The sequence below is a fragment of the Janthinobacterium sp. 1L-D-8-B-C4 genome (genome assembly GCF_057291295.1).
The window spans coordinates 524,781-549,440 of sequence record NZ_JBXAVX010000003.1; the positions used below are offsets into that span (position 1 = coordinate 524,781).

Here is a 24,660-nt window from a genome sequence, read left to right on the forward strand (position 1 = left end):
ACTGCAGTGCTCAGGCCGGCAAGGCGGCGACAAGCGGCAGGATATCCTGCGCCGGGGTTTCGATCTTGAACGCCAGCAGCGCATCGGCGCGCGTCTTGCCCAGGTTGATGGCGGCCACCGGCTTGCCGCTTTCGGCCGCCATGCGGCACAGGCGAAAGCTGGAATACACCATCACCGACGAACCGATCACCAGCAGCGCGCTGGCGTCCTGCATCTTTTGCGCCGCTTCGGCGGCGCAGGCGGCTGGCACGCCATCGCCAAAAAACACCACGTCGGGCTTCAGGGTGCCGCCGCAGTGCAGGCAGCGCGGCACCACGAAGCTGGCCAGCTGGGTCGGTTCGAGCAGGGCGTCGCCATCGGGCGCCGGCGTGGCGGTGGCGCCCGCCATCTGCGGGTTGTCGTATTCCAGCATGTCCTGCACCGTGCGCCGCGCATAGTGCGCATGGCAATCGATACAAACTACCGCATGTATGCTGCCGTGCAATTCCGTGACGCCTGTGCTGCCGGCCTGCTGGTGCAGGCCGTCGACATTTTGCGTGACCAGGCTGCCGATTCTGCCCTGCTGCGCCAGTTGCGCGATGGCCAGGTGGCCGGGATTGGCTTGCGCACGCGCCAGCGTCGGATACCCGACCATGCTGCGCGCCCAGTAGCGGCGCTGCACTGCCGGCTGGCGGCGAAAGTCGGGGCCTTGCACGGGCGCATTACCGCGCCGCACGCCATCGGTATCGCGGTAATCGGGGATGCCGGACGCGGTGCTGATGCCGGCGCCCGTCAGCAGCAGCACGTCCGGATGGCGTTGCAGGAACTGCGACAGCTGTTCAGTAGCCTCGCTGTGGCTGGCGAAGGGCGAGCTAATGGAAAGAAGTGTATGCATGATGGCCACATGCTACGCCAAAATCCCCTTGCCCATGCGCTACGCTGCTATTGCAACTTCATGCCGAAGCGATCAAACCGAGGCTGCCAGTAATCCTGAATGTTCGCCGATACCAGGATGCGTTCGGCCTTGCCGATCAGCAGCGCGCGCGGCACGAAGCCGAAGTAGCGCGAGTCGGCGCTGTTGTCGCGGTTATCGCCCAGCATCATGTAGTGGCCGGCAGGCACGGTGACGGCAGCGAAGTTGCGCCGCGCCGGCAGTTGCGCCAGCAGCTGGATGCGATGCGCCTGCGCCTGGCCGCTGCCCTGTTCGCTGACCCGCTGCGCCTGCAACTGGCCCACGGGTGCCACGGTTTCCGCTACCGTATCGAGCAGGGAATACTGTGCCTGCTGTCCATTGATGAACAGCTGTTCATTGCGCATTGCCACCGTATCGCCGGGCAGGCCGATAATGCGCTTGATCAGCCGCGTGCCGTCAAGAGGCGAGGAAAAAGTGACGATATCGCCGCGCTGCGGCTCGCCCGTATGTTGCAGCACGATGTCGGTCAGCGGTATTTTCACGTTGTAGGCCAGGCGGTTGACAAACACCACATCGCCTTCGACCAGGTTGGGCCGCATCGAGGCCGAGGGAATCGGATTCCAGTCAGCCACGGCCGTGCGGAATACGCCGAACAGCATCAGGAACATGATGAAACCTTTATTGGCGCGCAGCCAGGTGCTCATTCGCATGGTGATTCTTTCTTGTCAGGGTGTGATGGTGTGGGTGCTGTCTTTTTTACAGCACACCCCCGACGATGCCTGGCGAGACTGAAGCCATTCTTAAACCGGGTGCTGGCCTGTGCAACTTGCCGCACACTGTTGCGCGCTGGCATCAAGGGTGGCGATCGGATGCATGCCGTGGGTCAGGTAAGCCGGCATTTGCAGCGTTTCAGCCCACTGTGCCATCCACGCCAGCACGATGGCGGCGCCAAAAATGGCAATCGCCAACAGCAGCATCAGCAGAACATGTTCAAACAGGCGGTTGCGCAGTTTCATGTTCGGCTCCTCAAAGTCGAGAAAATTCCCGAACTTTGAGTTTTTCAGTCAGAAGAGTCCGCGCTTTGCGCTGGCGTAAAGTCGTCCGCCATCAGCAGAAAACAGTCTGGATGCCAGGAAAGCCGCTTATTTGAAGGCCTTGATCACGGCGTCGAGCTTGACCTTGAGCGACTTGTCGTGGGCATGGATGACGGGTACCTCGCGCTGTATGTCGAGCAGCTGGTACACGGCCGTCTGCGCCGCGCGCACCGAGTATTCCACGGTGAACACGACGTCATCGGCCAGTTCGACGAACTGGCTGACAAAGGCCAGGTTGGTGGAGCGTGCTGGCACGGGCAGTGGGCGGTCGCTTTTGTTGCGTGGCATGAACATACTCGTGATATACGGCATGCGGCAGGGGATGCAGATGGCGCTTTCCATGATCGCCAGGTCAAAGTTCAGGTGGCCGCACAGCTCGCGCAAAATCTCCTTGCCACTGCATTCGGACATCGGTTTGGCAACGAAGTTGCCGATGCGGTCGGGGTGCAGCGCATAGCCCCAGAACACTTGCACGCCCTCCGGCTGGCCGGCAAAGTGCGGTTGGTGCGCCAGCACCACCGACATGAACCAGTTGCTGTCCTTGAAGGTAACCAGGCCGCCCGTGCCGGCGCTGTTGCCCGTGAACTGTTCCATTTTCTCGAAAAACCCCGGGTCTTTCAGCGTGACCGTATAGGAGGCCCAGTACGATTCGGGAATACTGCTGTTGAAAGCGGCGGGGCGCCCCAGGTCCGGACGCCCCGCTGCCAGTGTTTCCCACAGGCGCCAGCCACCGCTGTCGACCTTGGTCAGCCTGGCCGGGGCGCTGTCCATGGAGCCATAGCTGGAGGCATCCGTCATCGAGCCATTCTGGAAGAACACCAGGTCGCCCGGCTCGACGGCGATCACGTCGGCCAGTCCCCGGCGCTGGCAGTGCAGGGCGGTGGCTGTCAGTTTGCCATCGTGTTCGTCGATATCGATATCGGTCACGGTGCAATCCATGACGATGATCACGCCTTGCTCGCGCAGCCAGGCTACCAGCGGGCGCACCAGCGAATCGTACTGGTTGTAGATCGTGCGCTTGACGCCGGCCAGCGTCTCGATACGCGAAAACTCCATCATGAAACGGTGCAGGTAGCGCTTGAATTCGACCGCGCTGTGCCAGGGCTGGAAGGCAAACGTGGTGGCCCACATGAACCAGAATTTGGTGTCGAAAAATCCGGGCGACAGCCAGTCGGTAATCGCGCTGTTGCCCAGTGTCTCTTCATCGGCTTCGGCCAGTTTCAGCAGTTCCAGCCTGTCCTGCATGGAAAACCCCATGCTGCTGACATCGACCTTGAACCGGTTGCGGTCGACCAGCCGCGCGCGCGAGTGGGCGATGTGCCGCTGGTTGAAGGCGATGGTCTCGTCATGGACGCTCTGGCCCGGGTTTTCCAGCGACGGTATGCTCTTGAACAGGTCCCAGGTGCATTCGTAATTGTCGGTGGTCAGCATGCGCCCGCCACGCAGGGTATAGCCGTCTTTGGCATTGCCGCCGCCGTCCAGGCTGCCACCGGCGACGGCGGCCGCTTCCAGAATCGTGATATTGCTGCCCTGCATGCCGCCGTCGCGCAGCATGAAGGCGGCCGCAGCCAGCGAACCGATGCCGCCGCCGACCAGCCAGGCTTTTTTCGTTGTAGGGGTCATGGTATTTTTCCGTAAAAGTGAGCGCACGCCAGTGCGTACAGGACAGGGTTGCCAGCGAAGGAATCGTTCGCTGGATTTGCCTATCTTATAACTTTCCCGGAGAAATAATTGATTTGCAGAGCAATTGCTCGGTTTTTCTTGACCTAGGTGAGATCTTGCTGCCTGCGGCGTTCAAAATACAGCAAGTCGCGCCAGGCGCCGTCGAAATACATGGCTTGTTCCGACATGCCATATTGATGAAAGCCATTACGCTGCAGCACTTTGGCCGACGCCAGGTTGGGTAGCCGCACGATCGACTCCAGGCGCCACAGGTCCAGCGGCCCGAACGCCTGTTCCAGCAGCAGCGCCACCAGGCGGCTGGCATAGCCGCGGCCGCCAAATTGCGCGCCGATGCGGTAGCCCAGCTGCGCCTTGTTGAAATACGGCCGCGTGACCGCCGTCAGGTTGACCCTGCCAACGATCTGGCCATCGAGCTTGGCCAGGAACTGGTAAGACTGGTCCGCTTCGCGTTCGCGCTGCGCCTGTTCGATCATGGCGGCGATCGCGTCCGCGCTGTAATACGACTCTGCACGGGCGGTGACCCAGGTTTCGAAGTGGGCGCGGTTGTCGATCTCGAACGCCAGCAGATCATGTGTGTCGGCGGGGGTGGGGGGATGCAAGGCGAGGCGGTGGGCGTCGGTCATGGTGGCGTATCAAAAAAGAGATGCGCCATTATAATCAGACAAGGGTTTTACCGATCGCACCGCCGTCTGTTGAAAGGAATTGCATGCTGTCCCACCTCTGTCTTGGCACCAATGATTTTGCACGCGCGTATGATTTTTATTCGGCCCTGCTGGGCGAGCTGGGCCTGGTGGAAAAATTCCACGATCCGACCAGGCCCTGGGCCGGCTGGATGACGCCTGGGGTGGCGCGCCCGCTGTTCGTACTCGGTGCGCCGCATGATGGCCAGGCGGCATCGCCCGGCAACGGCCAGATGACGGCGCTGCTGGCTGGCAGCCGCGCGCAGGTCGATCGCAGCTACCAGGCGGCGCTGGCACATGGCGCCGTCTGCGAAGGGCCGCCAGGTTTACGGCCGCATTACCATGCCAATTACTATGGCGCCTACTTCCGCGACCTTGATGGCAACAAGCTGTGTGTTTGCTGCCACGAGGAGCAATAGTTCAGCGCTCGCCCCATATCTCCGGCTCGGTCCAGCCCAGTTCGGCAAAATCCTGCGCCCGCAGGTCCGCCTCGCCGGCGCAGTAAAACTCGTCCAGTTGCGGCGGTTCGATGCGCGTGCCGGCGAGCATCGCATGCACCTGGCCGCGGTGATGGATCTGGTGCTGGAACAGGTGCGCCAGCAGGCGCATGCGCGTGTCGATCTGCGGCGTGTCGCGCAGGATGGTGACGGGGCGCGCCAGGTCGGCATCGGCGAGTTGACGGCAGTGCGCGATCAATCGCTGGTCTGCAGCGCGCTGGGCAGCATGCAGGTCGAGGCAGTTGTCGAACGGTTCGTCGCGCGCAAAAAACACGTAACAATCAGGGTGGGGTGCATCGCCGCGCAGTTCGCGCTCGAGCGCATCGAGATAAAACCAGTCGCACGTGAGGATATGGTTCAGCGTGGCCTGGATGGTGGGGAAAAAGCTGGTACGCACGGCCTGGAATTCGGCTTGCGACAATTGTGCGCAGGCGCGGTACAGGCGGTGGTTGGCCCAGGCGTTGTTGTATGCCTGGGTGCTGATGTAGTGCGCAAGACTGTTGTTCATGATGACCTCTGTGCCATGCCCGGGTGTGCGCCCGGACGTTTTCCGTCCAGGCGCCACTGTAGCACTTCGCATCAGGTAAAATCGTGGTTGGATTTCCCGATAGTGATGCATAGAGAGCTTGGACAGCAAATGGGTTGGATAGGAAAATTACTGAGCGGTGGCGACGATAAAAAGCCTGCACCAGTCACGACAGCGGCGTCGCCGCCCGAGGCTGCCCGCGAGCCCGCCACGATTACCGAGATCGATGCCATCTACTATCGCTGGCTGGCGGCCGTGGGCTCGACGCAGGCTCCAGAACAGGCCGAACAGCAGATCCTCGACGAGTTGACGCGCCTGGCCCGCGAACCGATCGCTGGCGCCGCCCTGGTACCGCGCATTCCGGCCATCATTCCGCAGTTGATGCGTACGTTGCAAGAAGAAAACATGAGCGCCGCCGAGCTGTCGCGCCAGCTGGCGCAGGACGTGGTGCTGGTGGCCGAGGTCTACCGCGAAGCGAACCGGCCCTGTTACCATTCGCGCTACAACGCCAGCCCGTCGATCAGCACCATGGAAGGCGCCATCATGCTGCTCGGGCAAAATAATATGCGCATGTTGCTGGCCCGCGTCGCCTTCCGTCCCATCGTCAGCATGAAAAGTGGTGGGCTGACCGTGCGCACGGCGCCGCTGATCTGGCGCCAGTCCGAAAAATGCGCGCTGGCCGCCAGCCTGCTGGCGCCAGGCATGCAGGCGAACGCCTTCGACGCCTACCTGGCGGGCCTGATGACCAATGTCGGCCTGGTGGTGGCGTTCCGCCTGATCGACCAGCTGCATGCGCCCGAAGCATTTCCCCAGTCGGATGCCTTTATTGCCCAGGTGTTTGCGCAAGCCCGTATCCTGTCGGTCAAAATCGCCGAATTATGGGAGTTTCCCGAATCGGTTACCAATGCGATCGGGCAGGCGGGGCAAGCCGGCGCCGAGCCGCAAGCGCAAGCGCTGGCGCTGGGCGAACGCCTGAGCAAGCTGCGGATGCTGGTCGATGCCGCCCAGTTCGATGCCGATGATCCGCTCGTGGTGGCCGGGCTGGGCAAGCGCGCGCTGGGTGTGTTTGACAAGCTGGCCGACGAAGAGGAATAACGGCCTAGCGTGCGAAATACAGCTCGTGCAGGTGCTCCAGGTCGACATCGCTGGCCTTTTGCGACAGCGCCACTTTCCCGCTTTGCATCAGGTAGACATGGTCGGCCACGCCTACCGCGCGCGCCGTGTTCTGCTCGACCAGCACGATGGTGCGCCGGCCGTCGTTCAGGCGCGCCAGTATCTCGAACAGCTCGTTGACCACAAGCGGCGCCAGGCCCAGCGACGGCTCGTCGATAATCAATAGCTGCGGGTCCGACATCAGCCCGCGCGCCATCGCCAGCATCTGCGCTTCGCCGCCCGACAGGGACCCCGCCAGCTGTTTCCTGCGTTCGCGCAGGCGCGGGAACATCACATATGACTGTTCCAGCCGATCGCGCATATGGGCCCGGTGCGCCTTGGGAAACGCGCCCATGATCAGGTTTTCTTCCACGCTCATGTCGCGAAACGTCATGCGTCCTTCCGGGATCATGGTGACGGCAGCGTCGCTCATCTTCCAGGTCGGCGTGCCGTTCAGGACCTTGCCGTCGAGGCTGATGCTGCCCGCGCTGGCCGGCACCAGGCCCATGATGGCGCGCAGCAAAGTCGTTTTGCCGGCGCCATTCGGACCGATGATGGTGGTCAGCTTGCCTTTCTGGACGCTCAATGACACATCCCACAGCACATTGATGGCGCCATAGCCGGCGCGCAAATTGGTCACTTCAAGCATCTGCGGCTCCCGTATAACTTTTGATGACGGCCGGATCGCGAAATACCGCGTCCGGCGTGCCGTCGGCAATCAGCTGGCCAAAATTGAGCACCGCCACGCGCGGGCACAGATTGCTGATGGTCTCGATATCGTGTTCGATCATCACGATGCCCACGCCGAATTTCGCATGCAGGTCCTTCAGCATGCCCATGAAGCGGCGCTTGCCCGTCGTTTCCAGGCCGGCCAGCACTTCGTCGAGCAGCAGCAGTTTCGGGTCGGTGGCCAGCGCCTTGGCCACTTCCAGCGCCTTCAACTCCGTCAGCGCCAGTTCGCTGGCGGCGTCGCGTCCGGCCTTGGCGGTGAGGCTGGTGAAGTCGAGGATTTCATCGATCTTTTTCTGATCGACCTTGCCGGTGCCGAAGCGCTGCGCGACGATCAGGTTTTCGCGCACCGTCAGTTCATGCATCGGCTGCGGTATCTGGAAGGTGCGGCCGATGCCCAGGCGCGCGCGCTGGTACATCGGCGTGGCCATCACGTTGCGCCCTTCGAAGCGGATCGCGCCACTGGTCGGGCGCACCAGGCCGGAAATCGCATTGAACAGGGTGGTCTTGCCGGCGCCGTTCGAGCCCACCAGGCCGATCACGTCATTGCTGGCAATCGACAGGGTGACCGAATCGACGGCCGTCAGGCCACCGAAGCGCACCGACACATTATCGAGTTCAAGCATGTTTTTTATCCTTTCCCTTTCCCATGACCAGCTTGCGCAGCAGCGGCAGCAGGCCGTTCGGGCTGAACACAATCATCGCCACCAGCAGCACGCCCAGCACCAGCTGGTGGCCAGTGGGGATAATGGACTTGAAAATCAGCTGGTCGACCAGGTACACCACTACCGCGCCCAGCACCGGGCCGAGAATGGTGCGGTAGCCGCCGAAAATCGCCGCCACGATGGGCAAGGTCACCCACAGGCTGTTGAAGGCGTAATCCGGTTCCAGGAAGTTGATGTAGTGCGCATTGAAGGCGCCGAACAGGCCGGCCATAAAGGCCGACACCAGCAGCATCGCGCCTTTGAGCAAGGTGCTGTTGACGCCGACCACGCGGGTGGCATCCTCGCTGTCGTGCATGGCGCGCAGGGCGATGCCGTAGTGGCTGGAGCGGATGCGGCTATAGGCAAACGCGCACGCCACCACCAAGGTCAGCACCACCAGATAGGCGCCGGTCTTGCTGGCCAGATCAAAGCCGAACACGGTAGGCAAGGTGGGGATATTGGCCACGCCGCCCGAGCCGCCGGTGAGCGAACTCCATTCGGTGGCAACGATGCGGAAGATATGCGCGTAGGCCAAAATCGCCAGCGCAAAATACGGCCCGCGCAGGCGCAGCACGGGCAGCATGATGACGGCGGAAATCGTCGCGCCCACGCCACCGAGCAGCATGGCGGCAAACACCGGCAGGCCCAGTTTCACGGTGGTGAGCGCTGACACATACGCGCCGACGCCAAAGAACGCCGCATGGCCGAAACTGACCATGCCGCCCAGGTTGCCCAGCAAGGCCCACGACAGGGCCACGCCGCCGATGATCAGGGCGGCCACCACCATGCTCATCACATAGTGGTTGCTGCCCAGCGCCAGCGGCACTGCCACATACGCAGCCAGCAGCAGAAGGATAGTCAAAATCGTGGTGGAACGTATCGAAGAAGATTTCATCCGCGCCTCCGTACCGCGCCGAACAGGCCGTTCGGCATAATGAACAGCACCAGCAGGAACAGCACCATGCCCGACAATTCCTGCAGCGCCGAACTGGCCAGGGTGACGGTCAGCGCTTCGGCCACGCCCAGCAGCACGGCGGCGATCAGCACACCCGGGATCGAGCCGATGCCGGCCAGTACCGTGATGATGAAGGCCTTGACTGTCAGCGCGCCGCCGTAGGCCGGCTGGATCACGCCATAGCTGAACAGGGCCACGCCGGCAAATGCAGCCAGAATACCCGCCACCAGGAACGACACCATCTCGGTGCGGCCCGGGTCGATGCCCATCAGCTTGGCCGCGTCGCGGTTGCTCGACACGGCGCGCACCGCGCGGCCATACCAGCTGGTGGCCAGCCAGCGCCACAGGGCCGCCATCAGCACCAGGCTGACGCCGAAGAAAATCACTTCGCTGCGCATGCTGAAGAACGGGCCGATTTCAAAGCCTTCCTGCAGCCAGCTCGATGACGTGGAGCGGATGTCGGCCTTCCATACCAGCAAAATGAAGTTGGTGAGGATCACGCCGATGCCATAGGTGAGGATCAGCGAATTGATTTCGCGGTCTTTCTTGATGCGGCTGACGATGTAGTAGACGCCGACCGAGGTCAGGCTGACGATCACCAAAGCGATGGGAATGGCGAACATCGGGCCCAGGCCCAGGCCCGACTCCACGCTGTAGGCGATATAGGCGGCCAGCAGCACCAGCTCGCCGTGCGCCAGGTTGATGATCTTCATGGTGCCGAACACCAGCGCCAGACCGAGCGCGATCAGGGCGTAAGAGCCGCCCTGCAGCAGGCCCGAATACAGGGCCTGCAGGATTAATTCTGTCATGTCGTTATCCCGTCAGGCAGCCGGCCGCCGCCCGCAAGGGGCGAATAGCCAGGCTGTCGTTTATCGGTGCGCGTCCAATGCTGGCGCGCAGGACTTGTTACCAGGGCAGTGCGGGGTAGATCAGCTTGCCGGTAGCGCTTTCCTTCGGCCAGACGATCACCACTTTCTTGTCTTGGTGCTGGGCCATGCGGTGCACGAAGTTGATGTTGTCGCCGTTGGCGGCAAACTGCACCCGGCCGATCAGGGTTTCACGATCGGTCTTGCGCATTTCCTCGGTCACGCCGCCTTTTTTCACCGTGCCCTTGTCGGCCGCGCGCGCGATCGCTTCGAACAGCAACATCGACTGCACATAGCCGAACTGGCCCAGGTAGTCCGGTTCCTTCTTGTACAGCTGCTTGTAGGCGTCGCTGAAGGCCTTGCCGTCGGCCGTCTTGAATTCGGTCGGGAAGGGCAACAGCGCCGTGCCGAACACGTTCGGCATCAGGTCGGGGAAGTCGGCCGCCATTTTTGGCGTGGCCAGCGACCACACGCCCACCATCGCCTTGATCTTCGGTTTCAATACGCGCGCGGCGCGAATGATGCCGACATAATCATTTTCATAGCCGACCATGGCGACGACTTCCGATTTGTCCTGCAGCTTGATCTTGTTGATAATGGGCTTGAAGTCGGTAATGGCCGGATCGAATGAGTGCGAGGTGACTTTTACACCTTTCGCTGCCAGCGCTTTTTCCACGTCCTTGGCGAGACCGGTGGTGGCGTCCTTGGTCGAATAGACGATGGAGACCGATTTGGCGCCCACGTCGGCAAGCATGCCCAGCATGGCTTTTTCGTAGCCGGCCGTGTTATTGATGCGGAAAAAATTCTTGCGCCCGCTGGCCACCAGGCTGTCGTCGACGCCGCCCGAGGTGATGTACACCAGGCCCAGTTTATTCGCCGTGTCCGAGGCGGGCGAGATATTGTTCGAGCCGTAGCCGCCGGTGATCGCCACCACGCCCTGGCTGGCCAGTTTTTCAACAGCGGCAATCGCTTTCGCCGGCGCCGATTCGTCGTCGACCGTGATGATTTTCACCGTGTGCTTGCCATTGGTCTTGTTGAAGACTTCGGCCGCGACCATGATGCCTTCCTGCATGCCGGCGCCGACCCGCGCCAGGTTGCCGGTCAGCGGAATTTCGGCGCCGACCAGGAATTCCTCGGCGCTGGCGCCGGACATCCAGGCACTGGCAACCAGGGTGGCCATGGCGATGCGTGTGAGTGTGCGTTTCATGTTTGTCTCCTCTGTTATTCGTTTAAAGCAGCCCGCTGGTGTTTTATTGTCGGGTGTATTGGCTTTCAGTGCAAATCATTGCTGCTTTCTTTCCTGCGCCTGCCGCTGCTGCGCCATCTGCCGCAGCTGTCCCTTCAGGATCTTGCCGGTGGCCGCCGCCGGCAGTGCCTCCATCACGATAATGGCCGATGGACATTTGTACGGCGACAGCGTGGCGGCCAGCCATGCCTGCAGCGCTGCGAGCGTGACCGGCTGGCGCGGATCGAGCTCCACATACGCCACCACGTCCTCATTGCCATCGGCCGTGCCGCAGCCGACCACCGCCGACTGGATCACGGACGGATGGGCGTTGAGCGCCGTTTCCACTTCCAGCGGATACACATTGAAGCCCGAGCGGATGATCAGCTCTTTCGTGCGCCCGACGATGAACAGCGCGCCGTCGTCGCCCTGGCGCGCCATGTCGCCCGTGTTGAGCCAGCCGCCGTCGCGCATGGTGGCGGCCGTCATTTCCGGCTCCCGGTAGTAACCGGCCATCACGTTCGGCCCGCGTATCCACAGTTCGCCCGGCTGGCCGGCCGCCACGTCGGCGCCGTCGGCGTCAACGATGCGCGTTTCCACGCCGGGAATCGGCGAGCCGACCGAATCGTCCTGGCGCGGCGACTCCAATCGCGTCTGGCTGATGGTGGGCGAACTTTCCGTCATGCCGTAGCCATTGTGCAGCGCGGTACCCAGCAACTGCTCGACTTCTTTTTTCAGCGACGGCGCCAGCGGCGAGCCGCCTGCATACGCAAAGCGCAATTGCGTCGCCAGCGGCGTGGCGGGTCCGCCCAGGGTTTGCAGCAGCTTGGCATACATGGCCGGCACGCCCTGCACGATGGTGAGGCCTTCGTCCTTCAATGCCGACAGCAGGCCTTCGACCGAAAAACGCGGCACCAGGAGCAAGGCGGCGCCGGCGTAGAGCGTGCCGAGCGCCACCGAGGCCAGACCATACACGTGCGAGATCGGCAGCACGCCGTAGGCGCGATCGAGCTGTGTCAACCCGCGCAGGCGGCTCGACACGGCGGCGATAAACAGCAGGTTGCGGTGCGTCAGCATCACGCCCTTGGGGTGTCCGGTGGTGCCGGTGGTGTAGATCAGCGCCGCCACCTGTTCGTTGCCTGCTTGCGTCGCTTCGGCCATCGCGTCCTCGTCCAAGGGGCCAGCCAGCAGCTCGCCCATGCCGTCGACCATCACCGTGCTGCTATCCACGCGCTGCGCATGGGCAGCCGCTTCCTTCGATGAGTGGTGCAGGTACAGCACGCGCCGCGCCGTCGAATGGGCAGCGATGGTATCGATTTCGCGTGCCGACAGGCGCGCATTGACGTTGACGATCCAGGCGTCGATGCTGGCGGCAGCAAAAATCAGCGCCACCTGCAGCGCGCAGTTTTCGCCAACCACCATCAGGCGGTCGCCGGCGCGCACATCGAGAGTGCGCAGCAGGCGCGCCGCATCGTCAACGCTGTGCTGCAGCTGAGCGTAGGTCCAGTGCCGGCCGCCTTCGTGCAGCGCCGGTGCGTCCGGTGTGCTGGCGGCCCAGCGCTGTGGAATCGCCGACAGGCGCGCCGGCAAGCTGGCCAGCAGGGCGGGGAGTTCCTCCATCGCGGCCGCTGTCATTTTTGCGCTGCCTTGATCATGTTGCGGGCGATGACGATCTGCTGGATCTGCGTCGTGCCCTCGTAGATGCGGAACAGGCGCACATCGCGGTAGAAGCGCTCGGCCGCATACTCGGAAATATAGCCGGCGCCGCCATGGATCTGCACCGAACGGTCGGCCACCCGGCCGCACATTTCGGACGCGAACAGCTTGCAGCACGACGCTTCGGTTGAAATATCTTCCTGGTTGTCGCGCCGGCGCGCCGCGTCCAGCACCATGCTGCGCGCGGCATAGATCTCGGCCTTGCTGTCGGCCAGCATGGCCTGGATCAACTGGAATTCGGCGATCGGCTGGCCGAACTGCTGGCGCTCCATCGCGTAGGCCAGGGCGTCGGCCAGCATGCGTTCGGCCGCGCCCACGCAGACAGCGGCAATATGCAAACGGCCCTTGTCGAGCACCTTCATGGCCGTCTTGAAGCCCACGCCTTCCTTGCCGCCGATAATGTTCGCGGCCGGCACGCGGCAGTTTTCAAAGATCACGTCGCAGGTGTGCGCGCCTTGCTGGCCCATCTTCTTGTCGATCTTGCCCAAGGAGAGGCCCGGCGTATCCTTTTCCACGATAAACGCGGAAATCGCCGAGGCGCCGCGCTTGGCCGGGTCGGTGCGCGCCATCACGGTAAAAATGCTGGCCTCGGGCGCATTGGTGATATAGCGCTTGCTGCCGTTCAGGATATAAAAGTCGCCATCGCGCACGGCCGTGGTGCGCAGGGAAGCCGCGTCCGAACCCGAACCGGCTTCGGTCAATGCGAACGATCCGATGATCTCGCCGGCCGCCAGTTTCGGCAGATAGTGCTGTTTCTGCGCTTCCGTGCCGTCGATTACGATGCCCTGCGAGCCGATGCCGTTGTTGGTGCCGATCAGCGAGCGGAAGGCCGGCGAGGTGCGGGCGATTTCAAAGGCCACGCGCACTTCTTCTTCCATGCTCAGCTGCAGACCGCCGTAGGCTTCCGGGATCGACAGGCCGAACAGGCCCAGCTCGCGCATCTGCGCGACGATGGCCGGTGGAATGGTGTCGGTTTCGGCCACCAGGTTTTCGTTCGGCACCAGTACTTCGCGCACGAAGCGGCTGATGCTGTCGAGCAGGATATTCAAGGTTTCTTCGTCGCGTATCATGTGATCCTTTGCGTATGTGGAAGGGCGCCTAGCTGCGGCCCAGATTGGATTCGATGTTTTTCACCAGCGCCGCCAGGCGCGGCCCCAGGTCCGATTCGAGCTTGTCGCGTGACAGCAGAAAGGCCGGGCCGCCGCAATTGAAGGCCATCACCTGTTCGCCGTCGGCACCCAGCATCGGCACGCCCACGGCGTGGATATCGTTCTGCCATTCACCGGCCGAGATGCAAAAACCGCGGTCCTGGTAGTCCCTGAAGCCCTGTTCGATGCCGGCCTTGATGCGTGGCCAGCGTTCGGTGTCGTGCGTGCGCGCATGGTCCATCAGGTAGTCGCGTTCGGACTGCGGCAGGATGCACAGCAGCGCCTTGCCCATCGCCGTCGTCATCAAGGGTATGCGCGAGCCGACATCAAGACGCAAGGTGACGTTGGCGCTGCTGCGGCAGGTTTCCACGTACACCATGCTGAGGCGGTCGCGCGTGCCCATCGACACCGAAGCCTGCGCATGTTCGGCCAGTTCTTCCATCAGCGGGCGTGCCAGCTTGCGTACGTCCAGGTTCGACAGCATGCGGTAGCCCAGCGCCAGCACGCCGGCGCCCAGCTGGTACTTGCCCAGCTGTTCGGAATAATTCAGGTAGCCCAGTTTCGTCAAGGTATAGGTCAGGCGCGAAATGGTCGGCTTGGGGATCGCCGTGCGCCTGGCCATGTCGGCGTTCGACAGGTAGATTTCACCGGGACGAAAGCAGCGCAGCACTTCCAGCCCACGCGCCAGCGCGTTGACGAACTGGCGGTCCTTGCCTTCGTCCTCGTCGCTGAAAACAACGATGTCCGGATCGATTGCAGGCTGCATGTTTTTCAGATTGGCGTTCATTTTGTCTCGCTCCTGCAAATCAGTTTGCCTAGCCAGATTGCTCATGTCAACCGTTTTATGAAACATCGGTTCGCACAGCGAAATGGTGCGCTGCACTAAAATGGTGCCGGATTTTCCGCCTCAAGCGTTCGCCAGCATCGCAATTGATTAGCGCAGCTAATAAGCCCATGCGAGAAACAGCCATATTCGCACGGTTGCCTAGCCGCTATATTGTTCACCAGACCATCGGCGATATGCGCTGAACGCAAAGGAGCCCCCTCATGAAACATGTCCTGTCCTGCGCACTGCTGGCGGCAAGCAACCTGGCCAGCATTGACGCGCAAGCGCAAGCAGCGCAAACCATTACGGCGGCCACTGCCGTTCCACCTGCGACCGGGCCGGCCGCGTATTTCACGGGCCAGGTACGCGTGCAGATGCTGTCACCGGCCAATGAACAGATCAACGCCAGCAGCGCCTATGTCACCTTCGAGCCGGGCGCGCGCTCGGCCTGGCATACCCACCCGCGTGGCCAGTACCTGATTGTCACGGCCGGCGCCGGCCTGACCCAGGAATGGGGCAAGCCGGTGCAAGCGCTGCACGAAGGCGATGTGGTGTGGTGCCCGCCCGGCGTCAAGCACTGGCATGGCGCGGCGCCCGGCAGCTCGCTGACGCATATCGCCATGACCGGCACTCTCGATGGAAAAGCCGTGCAATGGATGGAGAAAGTCAGCGATGAACAATATCAATCACATTAAGTGGCCACGCGCGATGCTGTTGGCGCTGGCTTTATCGGCTGGCCAACATGCCGCCGCCGCTCAATCACCGCAGGAGAATACGAACATGCAAACAGAACAGACACTCTCGCCGAAACAGCAGGCCATCGCACCGATCGCCGCCTTTGCCGCCACCGGCCAGATGGAGCTGCTGCGCGTGGCTTTGGGCCAGGGACTTGACGCCGGCTTGAGCGTCAATGACTGCAAGGAGATCCTGGTGCAGCTGTACGCCTATGCTGGTTTTCCGCGCAGCCTCAACGCGCTCGGCGCCCTGATGGCCGTGCTGGAGCAGCGCAAGGTGCGCGGCATCGAGGATGTTGAAGGCAGTGAATCGGATCCGGTGCCGACCGGCGAAGCGCTGCTGGCGCTGGGTACGTCCAACCAGACGCGCCTGGTCGGCGCGCCTGTCAAAGGGCCGCTCTTCGACTTTGCGCCGCAGATCGACGGCTATCTGAAAACCCATTTGTTCGGCGATATTTTTGCGCGCAGCAATCTCGACTGGCAAAGCCGCGAGCTGGCCACCGTTGCCGCCTTGGCCGCCATGAACGGGGTCGAAGCGCAGCTGCTGTCGCATGTGACGGTCAGCCTGAACGTGGGCTTGAGCGTGCCGCAACTGCGGCAATTCTTCACGGTGCTGGCCGAGCGCGGCGCCCCCGAGGCGGCGCAACGGGCGCAAGCGGCCCTGCAGAAAGCCGGCCATGAATGATTTCAGCGAGATCAAAATCAGCCGGCGCAGCTTGTTGAAGGCTGGCGCGGTACTGGGCAGCGTGCCGGGCCTGGGCCTGGCGCAGACGGCCAGTGGCGATACCGCCGCCGCCGCGCCCGTGCTCGCCAAGGTATCCTTCACCGTCAACGGCCAGCCGCAGCAGCTGGAAGTCGACACCCGCACCACCTTGCTCGACGTGCTGCGCGAGCGGCTGCAGCTGACCGGCACCAAGAAGGGCTGCGATCAAGGCCAGTGCGGCGCCTGCACCATTTTGCTCGACGGGCGCCGCATCAATGCTTGCCTGACCCTGGCTGTGATGCACGAAGGCGCACGGATCACCACCATCGAGGGGCTGGGCACGCCAGGCAAGCTGCACCCGATGCAGGCGGCGTTCATCAAGCATGACGGTTACCAGTGCGGCTACTGTACTCCTGGCCAGATCTGTTCGGCCGTCGCCGTGCTCGATGAAATCAGGCGCGGCGTGCCCAGTCATGCCAGCGCCAGCCTGACCGAACCACCGCTGTTGAGCCCTGATGAAATCCGCGAGCGCATGAGCGGCAATTTGTGCCGCTGCGGCGCGTATTCGAATATCGTCGATGCCGTCACCGAAGCGGGAGGCCAGCCATGAGAGCATTCACTTATCAGCGCGCGGCCACGCCCGCAGAGGCAGCGGCAGCGGCGCAGCGCGTCCCTGGCGCGCGTTTTATCGCCGGCGGCACCAATCTGCTGGACCTGATGAAGCTGGAAATCGAGACACCAGACCACCTGATCGACGTCAACGGCCTCGGTTTCGACCGCATCGACACCACGCCAGGCGGCGGCTTGCGCATCGGTGCGCTGGTGCGCAATACGGATTTGGCGGCCGACCCGCGCGTGCGCCGCGATTACGCCGTCTTGTCGCGCACCCTGCTGGCAGGCGCCTCGGGCCAGCTGCGCAACAAGGCCACCACCGCAGGCAACCTGCTGCAGCGCACGCGCTGCGCGTATTTTTACGACACCAACCAGCCGTGCAACAAGCGCATTCCGGGCAGCGGCTGTTCGGCCATCGGTGGCTCCAGCCGCCAGCATGCGGTCATCGGGGGCAGCGCCGCCTGCATCGCCACCCATCCCAGCGACATGGCGGTGGCGATGCGGCTGCTGGACGCCGGCGTGGAAACCGTACGTGCCGGCGGCGCCGCACGCGTGATACCGATCGCCGACTTTTACCGCCCGCCCGGCGACACCCCGCAGCTTGAAACAGTGCTTGAAACGGGCGAACTGATTACCGGCGTGATCCTGCCGCCACCGTTGGGCGGGGTGCATGTCTACCGCAAGGTGCGCGACCGCGCGTCGTACGCGTTCGCGCTGGTGTCGGTGGCGGCGGTGGTCCAGGCTGACGGCAGCGGCAGGGTGGCCATCGGCGGCGTGGCGCACCAGCCATGGCGGATCGAGGCGGCGGAAGCTCATCTGCCCCATGGCGCCGGCGCGGTGGCCGCTGCCTTGCTGGCAGGCGCGCGCCCGACGCACGACAATGCGTTCAAGATCACGCTGGTGGAGCGCACCCTGGCAGCGGTGCTGCTGGACGCCCGCGATGATGTCCGCGAACACAGGAGCAAGCAAGCATGAAATTCGATACTCCGGCAGTACGCAACCCGATCGACCGCCTGAAGGTGGTCGGCAAAGCCACGCCACGCATCGACGGCCCGCTGAAAACCACGGGCCAGGCGCCGTACGCCTACGAGCAGCATGCGGCGGCGCCAGGCGCCGTGTATGGCTATATCGTCGGCGCGGCGATCGCCAAGGGCCACATCGAGGCGATCGACCATATTGCCGCCAGCGCCGCGCCCGGCGTGCTCGGTGTGGTCACGGCACAGAATGCGGGCAAGCTCGATGTCGGCGCTTTTTACGTGGCGCGGGCGCTGGCCGGACCCGAGGTCGACCACTATCACCAGGCGGTGGCCATTGTGGTGGCGGAAACGTTCGAACAGGCGCGCGCCGCCGCCGGGCTGGTGCGCGTGCGCTATGCGCGCGGCAAGGGCGCGTTCGACCTGGCCGTGGCCAAGGACACGGCGCAACTGCTGCCGGCCAAGCCCGCGCAAGCGTCCAGCATCGGCGACTTTGACGGCGCTTTTGCCGGTGCCCCCGTCACCGTGGACGCCACGTATACGACGCCAGACCACGCGCATGCCATGATGGAGCCGCATGCGACGATCGCCTCCTGGAGCGGCGACAAGCTGACGCTGTGGACGGCGATCCAGCTGGTCGGCTGGGGCCTGCGCGACATCGCCAAAATCCTCGGCATGCCGAAAGAAAACGTGCGCATCGTCGCGCCGTATATCGGCGGCGGCTTTGGCGGCAAGGGCTCCATCCTGTGCGACGCAGTGTTGGCGGCCCTGGCCGCGAAACAGGTGGGCCGGCCGGTAAAAGTGACCTTGCAGCGCGCGCTGATGTTCAATAACACCACCCACCGCGCCGCCACCATCCAGCGCATCCGCATCGGTGCCACCCGCGCCGGCAAGATCACGGCGATCGGCCACGAAAGCTGGTCCGGCAACCTCGGTGAACGCCCTGAAAGCGCGACGGCCCCCACGCGCATCCTTTACGCGGGCGCCAACCGCATGACGCGCCTGCGCGTGGCGCACCTGGACTTGCCTGAAGCAAGCGCGATGCGTGCGCCGGGCGAGGCGCCGGGCATGATGGCGCTGGAAATCGCGATGGATGAAATGGCCGAAAAGCTGGGCCTTGACCCGGTGCAATTTCGCATCCTGAACGACACGCAGGTCGACCCCGAGTCGCCTGGAAAACCGTTTTCGCGGCGCCAGCTGGTCGAGTGCCTGAAGGCCGGCGCCGACAAGTTCGGCTGGAGCCAGCGTCAGCCTGTGCCAGCAGCGCGCCGCGACGGGCGCTGGCTGATCGGTCTTGGCGTGGCGGCCGGCGTGCGTGGCGCACCGGTAATCAAATCGGCCGCGCGCGTCAGGCTGGGCCGCAACGGCATCGTGACGGTGGAAACCGACATGACCGATATCGGCACCGGCAGCTATACCATCCTGGCGCAGACGGCGGCCGAGATGCTGGGCGTGGGCCTCGACAAGGTGGTGGTGCGCCTGGGCGACTCGCAGTTCCCGGAAGGCGCCGGCTCGGGCGGCCAGTTCGGCGCGGCTTCGTCGACGGCCGGCGTGTATGCGGCCTGCGTCAAGCTGCGCGCGCTGGTGGCGCAGCGCCTGGGTTTCAGCGGCGGCGAGGTGGAGTTCGCCGACGGGCGCGTGCGCGCCGGCGGCAACAGCCGGCCACTGGCTGACGCGGTGGAGCAAGGCGAACTGCAGGCCGAAGACGCGATGGAATACGGCGACCTGTCGAAGCGCTATGCGCAGCAGACCTTTGCCGCGCATTTTGTCGAAGTCGGCGTCGATAGCGCCACCGGCGAGATCCGCATCCGGCGCATGCTGGCCGTGTGCGCGGCGGGGCGCATCATCAACCCGATGGCCGCGCGCAGTCAGATCATCGGCGGCATGACCATGGGTGCCGGCGCGGCGCTGATGGAAGAACTGGTGGTCGACAAGCGTGCCGGTTTCTTCGTCAACCACGACCTGGCCGGCTACGAAGTGCCGGTGCATGCCGACATTCCGCACCAGGAGGTGATTTTCCTCGATGAAGTCGATTCCACCATCGGCCCCTTGAAGGCCAAGGGCGTGGGGGAGCTGGGCATCAGCGGCGTGCCGGCGGCGATCGCCAATGCGGTATATAACGCCACCGGCGTGCGCGTGCGCGATTACCCAATCACGCTCGACAAGCTGCTCGATCATTTGCCCGGGCTGGCCTGAGTATCAGCCGGCGCGGGGCAGGTGGGCCGTCATCAGGCACCGTCATCAAGCGGTCACAGGCCGGTGCTATCGTGCCGGCACTGTCAACCCAACGTTCCGGAAACCATCATGCTGCACCTTTCACGCCTGTCCCTGCGCCACCTGCTGATCCCCAGCGCGATTGCCATTGGCGTTGTCGCCGCTGCCTGCGGCGGCGACAATACCTTTGTCGTCCCGCCCGCCGTCCAGGGGCGCTGGCTCGCCGGCGACCTGCATACGCACACCACGCAGTCGGCCGACGCCGACGTCAGCCAGACCCTGGACAAGGTGCTGGCCAAGGCCTTCACTACCTACGGCCTGGACTGGATGGCGGTAACCAACCACCTGCGCGTGTCGACCCGCGACGACAAGGGCAATCTGCTGGCCACGCCGATTCCGATGGCGACCGGCGTCGAGCGCTACGAGTTGCCGCGCCTGGCCGCGTTGCAGGCGCCGGGTGCCACCTACGCCAGCAAACTGATTTTCTCGGGCTTCGAATGGGACATGCCGACCCACGACCATATCGGCATCGGCATTTTCGACGGCAGCGACAAGCTGGCCGTCAGCACCCGCGGCGTGCGCGAATTCGAATACCTGTTTACCACGCGCGATGCGGCCATGTTCGACGCCGCCGATGTCGCTGCCTGGAAGGCCAAATATGGCGAAACGCGCTATAACAAGAGCGCCGACGATGCGCTCAAGGCCATCAGCTGGCTCAAGGACAATTACCCGAACACCAGCTATGCGGTAGTCAACCACCCGTCGCGCAACAAGGGCAGCTACACGGTAGAAGACTTCCGCCGCTTCAACGATCTCGCACCGAATATCATGTTCGCCATCGAAGGCATGGTCGGCAACCAGATGGAGCCGGACCGTGGCGGCTATACCGCCGCCTACACGCCGGAAAACGCGCCGCTGCGCGCCTATGGCGGTGTCGATTACGTGGTGGCCAAAGTGGGCGGCGTGTGGGATGCCTTGCTGGGCGAAGGGCGCCGCGTCTGGAACCTGACCGATTCCGACACCCACTTCAAGATCGTCGGCAACAACAGCAGCGGCTACTTTCCCGGCGAGTACGCGAAGAACTACGTATTCAACGGCGCCACCGGTGCCGCCACCGCCAAAGACTTGTTGCAGGGTCTGCGCTCGGGCAAGATGTTTTCGGTCTATGGTGACCTGATCAACGCGCTCGACTTCAACCTGTCAGGCGCCAGGGAACGCAAGGAAATGGGCGGCGAACTCCAGGTCGTCAGCGGCGAGAAGGTTACCATTACCATCCGTTTCAAGAGCCCGGCAAAAAACAACTACGAAAAGCCGGTCGACAGCGGCATGGCGGCCAGCGTCAAGCCGGTGGTCGATCATATCGACCTGATTGCCGGCGATGTGGGCGCAAAAGCTGTGCCGGGTACAACCGCGTATGCGGTGGCCACCAACGCCTCGACCCGCGTGCTCAAACGTTTTACCAGCGCCGACTGGAAGCTGGGCGCGGATGGCTATTACACGATCAGCTTTGACACCGTCGCTTCGAAAAACCAGTACTACCGCCTGCGCGGCACCAACCTGGGCGTGGACGAGGCTGGCTTGACGCAGGGCGGCGAACCGCTGGCCGACCAGCGCACCGCCGGCGCCGACAACTTGCAGCGCTTCAACGACATCAACGACCGCAACTACCGCAGCCTGTGGTTCTATTCGAACCCGGTGTTTGTCACGGTGCGCTGAACGCGCCCAGGTCGGGCGCGGCGCCCTTGAACGGCAGCCCGACATCGACACCCTTGCCGATCAAGGCACTGCTGCTGCGCAAGTGATAGCTGCGCAGCAGCGGCAGGCTGCCGTCGGCCTGGCGTGGCGCGTCCCAGCCGGTGATTGATACGTCGTCGAAATCGCGGTCGGTCACCGGCGCCGGCAAGGTCCACGAATTGTGCGCCATGTCCAGTCCGTCCGCATGGACCACCAGACGGCCCTTGTAGGCCAGGTTGTTGCGCAGTATGCCGACACTGATGCTTGAACCATCGGGCGCTATGCCGAGCATGTCGAAGTTGCTGCCGTTGCCAAACGCCGTATTGTTAAAGAACTTGATCGCCAGCGGATGGTGGTTGGCATAGAAGCCTGCCGCCTTGTTCAGAAAGGCGACCGAAAAGCGCACCGTGTGCGTGACGCCGTTGGGCACATACACGCCGCCATAACCGCCGGCCTTGATGCCGTTGCCATTGCCGGCCGCCAGCGGCGTGGTGGTGCCAGGCAGGTAGCCTTGTCGCCAGGCCCAGGACGACTCGATGGTGACGGGAGAATAGGCGTTGATCAGGTCGAAGCCGTCATCGCTGTTGGCCCAGGCGCGGCAGCCGCGAAAGACATTGCCAGGCTGGTTTGCCTTGATATGGGCGCCGAAGCCGTCGGCGCTTTGCCCGGCGCCATTCGAGGTGTACGGGTCGTAGTTGTGGTGCGAGTCGCTGTTGAGCACCAGATTATGGCTGCCGTTCTGGATGAACAGGCCCGGTCCCATATTGTGGTGCAGGTCCAGCTGCTCGAAAATATCGTGGCTGCCGTTGATCCACACACCCCATGATTCGTGATTGAGGCGATTTTGCGGCTGTTGTGGCGCGCCGGTGATTTCCAGCCCCTTCAGGTGCACCCAGCTGGCCTTGACGGTAAAACCCTTGACACGGCAATCGTCCTTCATGGCGCTGAAATCGAACACTGGCTGCTCGCCCGGATAGGCCCAGTAGCGGATCGGCTGGCCGTCGCGGCCGCTCTTGTTGACGAGGATGGCATCGACCACGGCAGTGCGGCTGGCGCAGGTATTGACCCCGGCCGTGATGGAGTAGCGTCCGCCACGAAAATAGATGGTGTCGCCCGGCTCCGCCTGCGACTGCGCACGCGTGAACGAGGCCCAGGGCGCCGCCTGGCTGCCATCGGCCTGGTCATTGCCTTGAGGGGCGACATAAAAATCGGCGCACTGCGCCGCGAGGGGAAGGAGGCTGGCGCCAAGCAGCAGGGCGGCAAAATATTTCTTCATGCCACCTATTGTAGAGCGGCCACCCAAGCCCTGGCGCGGGCTTGCATGACGATAGCCGCCTGCGTCAGCTTTTCACATCGATCAGGCTGCCCAGCGCCTGGTCGGCAGCTTTCACGACATTGGCCGACAGGTTGAAGCCGGCCTTGTACACCAGGGTATCAGTCAGTTCCGAGGACAGGCCCACGCCGTTCGGACGGCTGGCGGGATTGGCATCCGGTGGCGCGCCGCCCGTTTCGCTGGCCGACAGCCTGCGTCCCTCGGCGGACAGGGTCACACCGCTGCCCGCCGGGCTGCTTTCCTGGAAATTGGCGCGCTGCGGCTGGAAGCCTGGCGTATTGGCGTTGGCGACGTTATTGGCGGTCACGTCCAGCGCACGCTGGTTGGCGCTCAGGCCCGACGTGCCGGTGGTGAGGGCGGAGATGGACATGATGGCTCCCTGGAAATAGCATTCCAGTTTACTCCTGTTTGCTGTTGCCCACGAAAAATGCCACCCGAAGGTGGCATTGTGCAGTCAGATACCAGCAACGGATCAGGTTGGTGCGTGGGTTTCCGAGGTCGACTTGATGTCATGCGCGTTGGCGCGCTCGAAAATTTCCTTGACGACCTTGATCTGGTCCGACGATTCGGTATGTACCGAGATCAGGATATTGCCGTTGCGAACCTTGTCGTCGTACTGCTTGGCTTCCAGTTCCGGAATGCCCATGCCGACCAGGCCGCCGACGATGCCGCCCGCTGCGCCGCCGATGGCTGCGCCACCGAGCGCCGCCATGATCGGCCCGGCCGCAATGAAGGGGCCGACACCTGGAATCGCCAGCGAGCCAATGCCCACCAGCCAGCCGAGCACGGCGCCGGTGCCCATGCCGGCTACGCCGCCGGTGGCTGCGCCTTCCGGCATCTTGGTATTTTGCTCATGGGCGAAATCGCGCGTGCCGGTTTTGTCGGGGAACAGCACCGAGATATCGTTGTTCGAGAAGCCAGCGTCTTTCAGCGAGTTGACGATGACTTCGGCTTGCGTGTGTTCCTGGGCGATGCAATAAACGGCGTTCTTGCTCATGGTGATTCTCCTTGATTGATGTTGCTTAATTGGTTTTGATATCGAGTTTGTTGTCGATGCTGTTCACGCCGGCCAGCGGCTTGATCAGTTCTTCGACCTTGGCTTTTTCCTCGGCCGACTTGACCGGGCCGCGCAGTGTGACCACGCCGGCTTTCACGAGGATTTTTACGTTATGGGCGGTGGTCGACAGCGACTCGTCCTTGACCACGGCCTTGCGCGCTTCGGCCAGCAGGGCGCGGTCGGTCTTGGCGTTCGACTGCTTCTGCGGCGTTTGGCTGGCAGTGTTCTTGTCGCGTTCGTTCATGTCCGAATTGTCGGCGGCCGGGCTGGTCACGCCAGGTTTGGTTTGATCCTTGGCATGCGGCGCCGTTTGCGCCGTGGCGATCGAGGCACTGCAGGCAAGTGCCAGGGTCAGGCTGATCAGTTTTATTGTATTTCGCATTCCATGCTCCTTGTAAGTACCGGCGGTTGTTGTGCCGAGAACTTCAGCATAAAGCAGGCAAGATTGGCATGGTGTTAAGTACTTCACGTTGCGGCAAAGTAAATAGCTGCCGCAAAAAAACTTACTTGCGATAATTATTTAATATTGCCTTGCGGAATTAGTGGACTAGACTCGAAGCAACTAATTGTTCTCGTCCCGGAGTTGATTATTTTCCCGCTTGTCCG

26 protein-coding genes are annotated in these 24,660 nt (G+C 63.1%); 8 read left to right on the top strand and 18 right to left on the bottom strand.

Annotated elements, in window-relative coordinates:
* Positions 1-10: 10 nt before the first annotated feature.
* From AC0Z42_RS08320 to AC0Z42_RS08340, 5 genes are all read right to left on the bottom strand, one after another.
* Positions 11-874: an NAD-dependent protein deacetylase gene (locus tag AC0Z42_RS08320; protein ID WP_485467747.1), complete on the bottom strand. Its 864-nt coding sequence runs from the start codon at positions 872-874 to the stop codon at positions 11-13.
* 47 nt (positions 875-921) lie between these two features.
* Positions 922-1,596 (bottom strand): signal peptidase I, encoded by a 675-nt coding sequence (gene lepB, locus AC0Z42_RS08325; protein ID WP_485467838.1) that lies wholly within the window; start codon positions 1,594-1,596, stop codon positions 922-924.
* A 96-nt stretch (positions 1,597-1,692) separates the two neighbouring features.
* The gene (locus AC0Z42_RS08330; RefSeq protein ID WP_485467748.1) at positions 1,693-1,908 is read right to left on the bottom strand and encodes a hypothetical protein; all 216 of its coding nucleotides are present in this window, start codon (positions 1,906-1,908) and stop codon (positions 1,693-1,695) included.
* Between the two features lie 126 nt (positions 1,909-2,034).
* Positions 2,035-3,609, bottom strand: a complete 1,575-nt coding sequence (locus AC0Z42_RS08335; protein ID WP_485467749.1) for an oleate hydratase — start codon at positions 3,607-3,609, stop codon at positions 2,035-2,037.
* A 143-nt stretch (positions 3,610-3,752) separates the two neighbouring features.
* Entirely contained in the window at positions 3,753-4,292 is a 540-nt protein-coding gene (locus AC0Z42_RS08340; protein ID WP_485467750.1) for a GNAT family N-acetyltransferase, read from the bottom strand.
* Between the two features lie 83 nt (positions 4,293-4,375).
* Here AC0Z42_RS08340 and AC0Z42_RS08345 point away from each other — a divergent pair, with 83 nt between their 5' ends.
* Positions 4,376-4,768, top strand: a complete 393-nt coding sequence (locus tag AC0Z42_RS08345; RefSeq protein WP_485467751.1) for a VOC family protein — start codon at positions 4,376-4,378, stop codon at positions 4,766-4,768.
* Between the two features lies 1 nt (position 4,769).
* Here AC0Z42_RS08345 and AC0Z42_RS08350 read toward each other — a convergent pair whose 3' ends face one another.
* Positions 4,770-5,354 (bottom strand): DinB family protein, encoded by a 585-nt coding sequence (locus AC0Z42_RS08350; RefSeq protein WP_485467752.1) that lies wholly within the window; start codon positions 5,352-5,354, stop codon positions 4,770-4,772.
* A gap of 129 nt (positions 5,355-5,483) precedes the next feature.
* On the opposite strand from AC0Z42_RS08350, the gene AC0Z42_RS08355 reads away from it, so the two are divergent.
* Positions 5,484-6,467: an HDOD domain-containing protein gene (locus AC0Z42_RS08355; protein WP_485467753.1), complete on the top strand. Its 984-nt coding sequence runs from the start codon at positions 5,484-5,486 to the stop codon at positions 6,465-6,467.
* Between the two features lie 4 nt (positions 6,468-6,471).
* Here the strand turns inward: AC0Z42_RS08355 and AC0Z42_RS08360 are convergent, their stop codons facing one another.
* The 8 genes from AC0Z42_RS08360 to AC0Z42_RS08395 all read right to left on the bottom strand — a co-directional run bounded on the left by AC0Z42_RS08360 (position 6,472) and on the right by AC0Z42_RS08395 (position 14,654).
* Positions 6,472-7,173, bottom strand: a complete 702-nt coding sequence (locus AC0Z42_RS08360; RefSeq protein ID WP_485467754.1) for an ABC transporter ATP-binding protein — start codon at positions 7,171-7,173, stop codon at positions 6,472-6,474.
* Positions 7,166-7,879 (bottom strand): ABC transporter ATP-binding protein, encoded by a 714-nt coding sequence (locus AC0Z42_RS08365; protein WP_485467755.1) that lies wholly within the window; start codon positions 7,877-7,879, stop codon positions 7,166-7,168. Before AC0Z42_RS08365 ends, AC0Z42_RS08360 begins: the two co-directional genes overlap by 8 nt.
* Positions 7,872-8,852 carry a branched-chain amino acid ABC transporter permease gene (locus tag AC0Z42_RS08370; RefSeq protein ID WP_485467756.1) on the bottom strand — a complete coding sequence of 327 codons (981 nt, stop codon included), beginning with the start codon at positions 8,850-8,852 and terminating at the stop codon, positions 7,872-7,874. The genes AC0Z42_RS08365 and AC0Z42_RS08370 overlap by 8 nt, the downstream gene beginning before the upstream one ends.
* Entirely contained in the window at positions 8,849-9,721 is an 873-nt protein-coding gene (locus tag AC0Z42_RS08375) for a branched-chain amino acid ABC transporter permease (protein ID WP_485467757.1), read from the bottom strand. Before AC0Z42_RS08375 ends, AC0Z42_RS08370 begins: the two co-directional genes overlap by 4 nt.
* Positions 9,722-9,818: 97 nt before the next feature.
* Positions 9,819-10,985: an ABC transporter substrate-binding protein gene (locus AC0Z42_RS08380; RefSeq protein WP_485467758.1), complete on the bottom strand. Its 1,167-nt coding sequence runs from the start codon at positions 10,983-10,985 to the stop codon at positions 9,819-9,821.
* Between the two features lie 75 nt (positions 10,986-11,060).
* Positions 11,061-12,638 (bottom strand): class I adenylate-forming enzyme family protein, encoded by a 1,578-nt coding sequence (locus tag AC0Z42_RS08385; protein ID WP_485467759.1) that lies wholly within the window; start codon positions 12,636-12,638, stop codon positions 11,061-11,063.
* A complete protein-coding gene (locus tag AC0Z42_RS08390) occupies positions 12,635-13,789 on the bottom strand; it encodes an acyl-CoA dehydrogenase family protein (protein WP_485467760.1) in 1,155 nt (384 codons plus the stop codon). Before AC0Z42_RS08390 ends, AC0Z42_RS08385 begins: the two co-directional genes overlap by 4 nt.
* 28 nt (positions 13,790-13,817) lie before the next feature.
* A complete protein-coding gene (locus AC0Z42_RS08395; RefSeq protein WP_485467761.1) occupies positions 13,818-14,654 on the bottom strand; it encodes an IclR family transcriptional regulator in 837 nt (278 codons plus the stop codon).
* A 260-nt stretch (positions 14,655-14,914) separates the two neighbouring features.
* Between AC0Z42_RS08395 and AC0Z42_RS08400 the strand changes: the two genes are divergently transcribed.
* The 6 genes from AC0Z42_RS08400 (at position 14,915) to AC0Z42_RS08425 (ending at position 21,646) form a co-directional block, all read left to right on the top strand.
* On the top strand, positions 14,915-15,388 hold the full coding sequence (locus AC0Z42_RS08400) for a (R)-mandelonitrile lyase (RefSeq protein WP_485467762.1): 474 nt from the start codon (positions 14,915-14,917) through the stop codon (positions 15,386-15,388).
* A gap of 85 nt (positions 15,389-15,473) precedes the next feature.
* Positions 15,474-16,112 (top strand): carboxymuconolactone decarboxylase family protein, encoded by a 639-nt coding sequence (locus AC0Z42_RS08405; protein WP_485467763.1) that lies wholly within the window; start codon positions 15,474-15,476, stop codon positions 16,110-16,112.
* Entirely contained in the window at positions 16,105-16,740 is a 636-nt protein-coding gene (gene paoA / locus AC0Z42_RS08410; RefSeq protein WP_485467764.1) for an aldehyde dehydrogenase iron-sulfur subunit PaoA, read from the top strand. Before AC0Z42_RS08405 ends, paoA begins: the two co-directional genes overlap by 8 nt.
* Complete coding sequence (locus tag AC0Z42_RS08415; protein WP_485467765.1) at positions 16,737-17,717, top strand: FAD binding domain-containing protein; 981 nt, start codon at positions 16,737-16,739, stop codon at positions 17,715-17,717. The genes paoA and AC0Z42_RS08415 overlap by 4 nt, the downstream gene beginning before the upstream one ends.
* The gene (paoC, locus tag AC0Z42_RS08420) at positions 17,714-19,912 is read left to right on the top strand and encodes an aldehyde oxidoreductase molybdenum-binding subunit PaoC (protein ID WP_485467766.1); all 2,199 of its coding nucleotides are present in this window, start codon (positions 17,714-17,716) and stop codon (positions 19,910-19,912) included. Before AC0Z42_RS08415 ends, paoC begins: the two co-directional genes overlap by 4 nt.
* 108 nt (positions 19,913-20,020) lie before the next feature.
* Positions 20,021-21,646: a CehA/McbA family metallohydrolase domain-containing protein gene (locus tag AC0Z42_RS08425; protein ID WP_485467767.1), complete on the top strand. Its 1,626-nt coding sequence runs from the start codon at positions 20,021-20,023 to the stop codon at positions 21,644-21,646.
* Here AC0Z42_RS08425 and AC0Z42_RS08430 read toward each other — a convergent pair.
* The 4 genes from AC0Z42_RS08430 to AC0Z42_RS08445 all read right to left on the bottom strand — a co-directional run bounded on the left by AC0Z42_RS08430 (position 21,633) and on the right by AC0Z42_RS08445 (position 24,436).
* Positions 21,633-22,940 carry a right-handed parallel beta-helix repeat-containing protein gene (locus tag AC0Z42_RS08430; protein ID WP_485467768.1) on the bottom strand — a complete coding sequence of 436 codons (1,308 nt, stop codon included), beginning with the start codon at positions 22,938-22,940 and terminating at the stop codon, positions 21,633-21,635. The two genes, AC0Z42_RS08425 and AC0Z42_RS08430, sit on opposite strands and share 14 nt — an antisense overlap.
* A 64-nt stretch (positions 22,941-23,004) precedes the next feature.
* Positions 23,005-23,367, bottom strand: coding sequence for a flagellar basal body protein (locus AC0Z42_RS08435; RefSeq protein WP_485467769.1), 363 nt, complete (start codon positions 23,365-23,367; stop codon positions 23,005-23,007).
* A 102-nt stretch (positions 23,368-23,469) separates the two neighbouring features.
* Positions 23,470-23,994: a hypothetical protein gene (locus AC0Z42_RS08440; RefSeq protein ID WP_485467770.1), complete on the bottom strand. Its 525-nt coding sequence runs from the start codon at positions 23,992-23,994 to the stop codon at positions 23,470-23,472.
* A 25-nt stretch (positions 23,995-24,019) separates the two neighbouring features.
* Positions 24,020-24,436: a BON domain-containing protein gene (locus AC0Z42_RS08445; RefSeq protein ID WP_485467771.1), complete on the bottom strand. Its 417-nt coding sequence runs from the start codon at positions 24,434-24,436 to the stop codon at positions 24,020-24,022.
* Between the last annotated feature and the right edge of the window lie 224 nt (positions 24,437-24,660).

Bases quoted from the DNA above. Each gene is read 5' to 3' on its own strand.
- AC0Z42_RS08435 (WP_485467769.1), bottom strand. From the start codon at position 23,367: ATGTCCATCTCCGCCCTCACCACCGGCACGTCGGGCCTGAGCGCCAAC.
- AC0Z42_RS08380 (WP_485467758.1), bottom strand. From the start codon at position 10,985: ATGAAACGCACACTCACACGCATCGCCATGGCCACCCTGGTTGCCAGT.
- AC0Z42_RS08440 (WP_485467770.1), bottom strand. From the start codon at position 23,994: ATGAGCAAGAACGCCGTTTATTGCATCGCCCAGGAACACACGCAAGCC.
- AC0Z42_RS08425 (WP_485467767.1), top strand. From the start codon at position 20,021: ATGCTGCACCTTTCACGCCTGTCCCTGCGCCACCTGCTGATCCCCAGC.
- AC0Z42_RS08320 (WP_485467747.1), bottom strand. From the start codon at position 874: ATGCATACACTTCTTTCCATTAGCTCGCCCTTCGCCAGCCACAGCGAG.
- AC0Z42_RS08430 (WP_485467768.1), bottom strand. From the start codon at position 22,940: ATGAAGAAATATTTTGCCGCCCTGCTGCTTGGCGCCAGCCTCCTTCCC.
- AC0Z42_RS08400 (WP_485467762.1), top strand. From the start codon at position 14,915: ATGAAACATGTCCTGTCCTGCGCACTGCTGGCGGCAAGCAACCTGGCC.
- AC0Z42_RS08360 (WP_485467754.1), bottom strand. From the start codon at position 7,173: ATGCTTGAAGTGACCAATTTGCGCGCCGGCTATGGCGCCATCAATGTG.
- AC0Z42_RS08345 (WP_485467751.1), top strand. From the start codon at position 4,376: ATGCTGTCCCACCTCTGTCTTGGCACCAATGATTTTGCACGCGCGTAT.
- AC0Z42_RS08405 (WP_485467763.1), top strand. From the start codon at position 15,474: ATGCAAACAGAACAGACACTCTCGCCGAAACAGCAGGCCATCGCACCG.
- AC0Z42_RS08335 (WP_485467749.1), bottom strand. From the start codon at position 3,609: ATGACCCCTACAACGAAAAAAGCCTGGCTGGTCGGCGGCGGCATCGGT.
- AC0Z42_RS08390 (WP_485467760.1), bottom strand. From the start codon at position 13,789: ATGATACGCGACGAAGAAACCTTGAATATCCTGCTCGACAGCATCAGC.
- AC0Z42_RS08370 (WP_485467756.1), bottom strand. From the start codon at position 8,852: ATGAAATCTTCTTCGATACGTTCCACCACGATTTTGACTATCCTTCTG.
- AC0Z42_RS08340 (WP_485467750.1), bottom strand. From the start codon at position 4,292: ATGACCGACGCCCACCGCCTCGCCTTGCATCCCCCCACCCCCGCCGAC.
- AC0Z42_RS08350 (WP_485467752.1), bottom strand. From the start codon at position 5,354: ATGAACAACAGTCTTGCGCACTACATCAGCACCCAGGCATACAACAAC.
- lepB (WP_485467838.1), bottom strand. From the start codon at position 1,596: ATGAGCACCTGGCTGCGCGCCAATAAAGGTTTCATCATGTTCCTGATG.
- AC0Z42_RS08385 (WP_485467759.1), bottom strand. From the start codon at position 12,638: ATGACAGCGGCCGCGATGGAGGAACTCCCCGCCCTGCTGGCCAGCTTG.
- paoC (WP_485467766.1), top strand. From the start codon at position 17,714: ATGAAATTCGATACTCCGGCAGTACGCAACCCGATCGACCGCCTGAAG.
- AC0Z42_RS08375 (WP_485467757.1), bottom strand. From the start codon at position 9,721: ATGACAGAATTAATCCTGCAGGCCCTGTATTCGGGCCTGCTGCAGGGC.
- AC0Z42_RS08395 (WP_485467761.1), bottom strand. From the start codon at position 14,654: ATGAACGCCAATCTGAAAAACATGCAGCCTGCAATCGATCCGGACATC.
- AC0Z42_RS08330 (WP_485467748.1), bottom strand. From the start codon at position 1,908: ATGAAACTGCGCAACCGCCTGTTTGAACATGTTCTGCTGATGCTGCTG.
- AC0Z42_RS08445 (WP_485467771.1), bottom strand. From the start codon at position 24,436: ATGCGAAATACAATAAAACTGATCAGCCTGACCCTGGCACTTGCCTGC.
- AC0Z42_RS08355 (WP_485467753.1), top strand. From the start codon at position 5,484: ATGGGTTGGATAGGAAAATTACTGAGCGGTGGCGACGATAAAAAGCCT.
- AC0Z42_RS08365 (WP_485467755.1), bottom strand. From the start codon at position 7,879: ATGCTTGAACTCGATAATGTGTCGGTGCGCTTCGGTGGCCTGACGGCC.
- paoA (WP_485467764.1), top strand. From the start codon at position 16,105: ATGAATGATTTCAGCGAGATCAAAATCAGCCGGCGCAGCTTGTTGAAG.
- AC0Z42_RS08415 (WP_485467765.1), top strand. From the start codon at position 16,737: ATGAGAGCATTCACTTATCAGCGCGCGGCCACGCCCGCAGAGGCAGCG.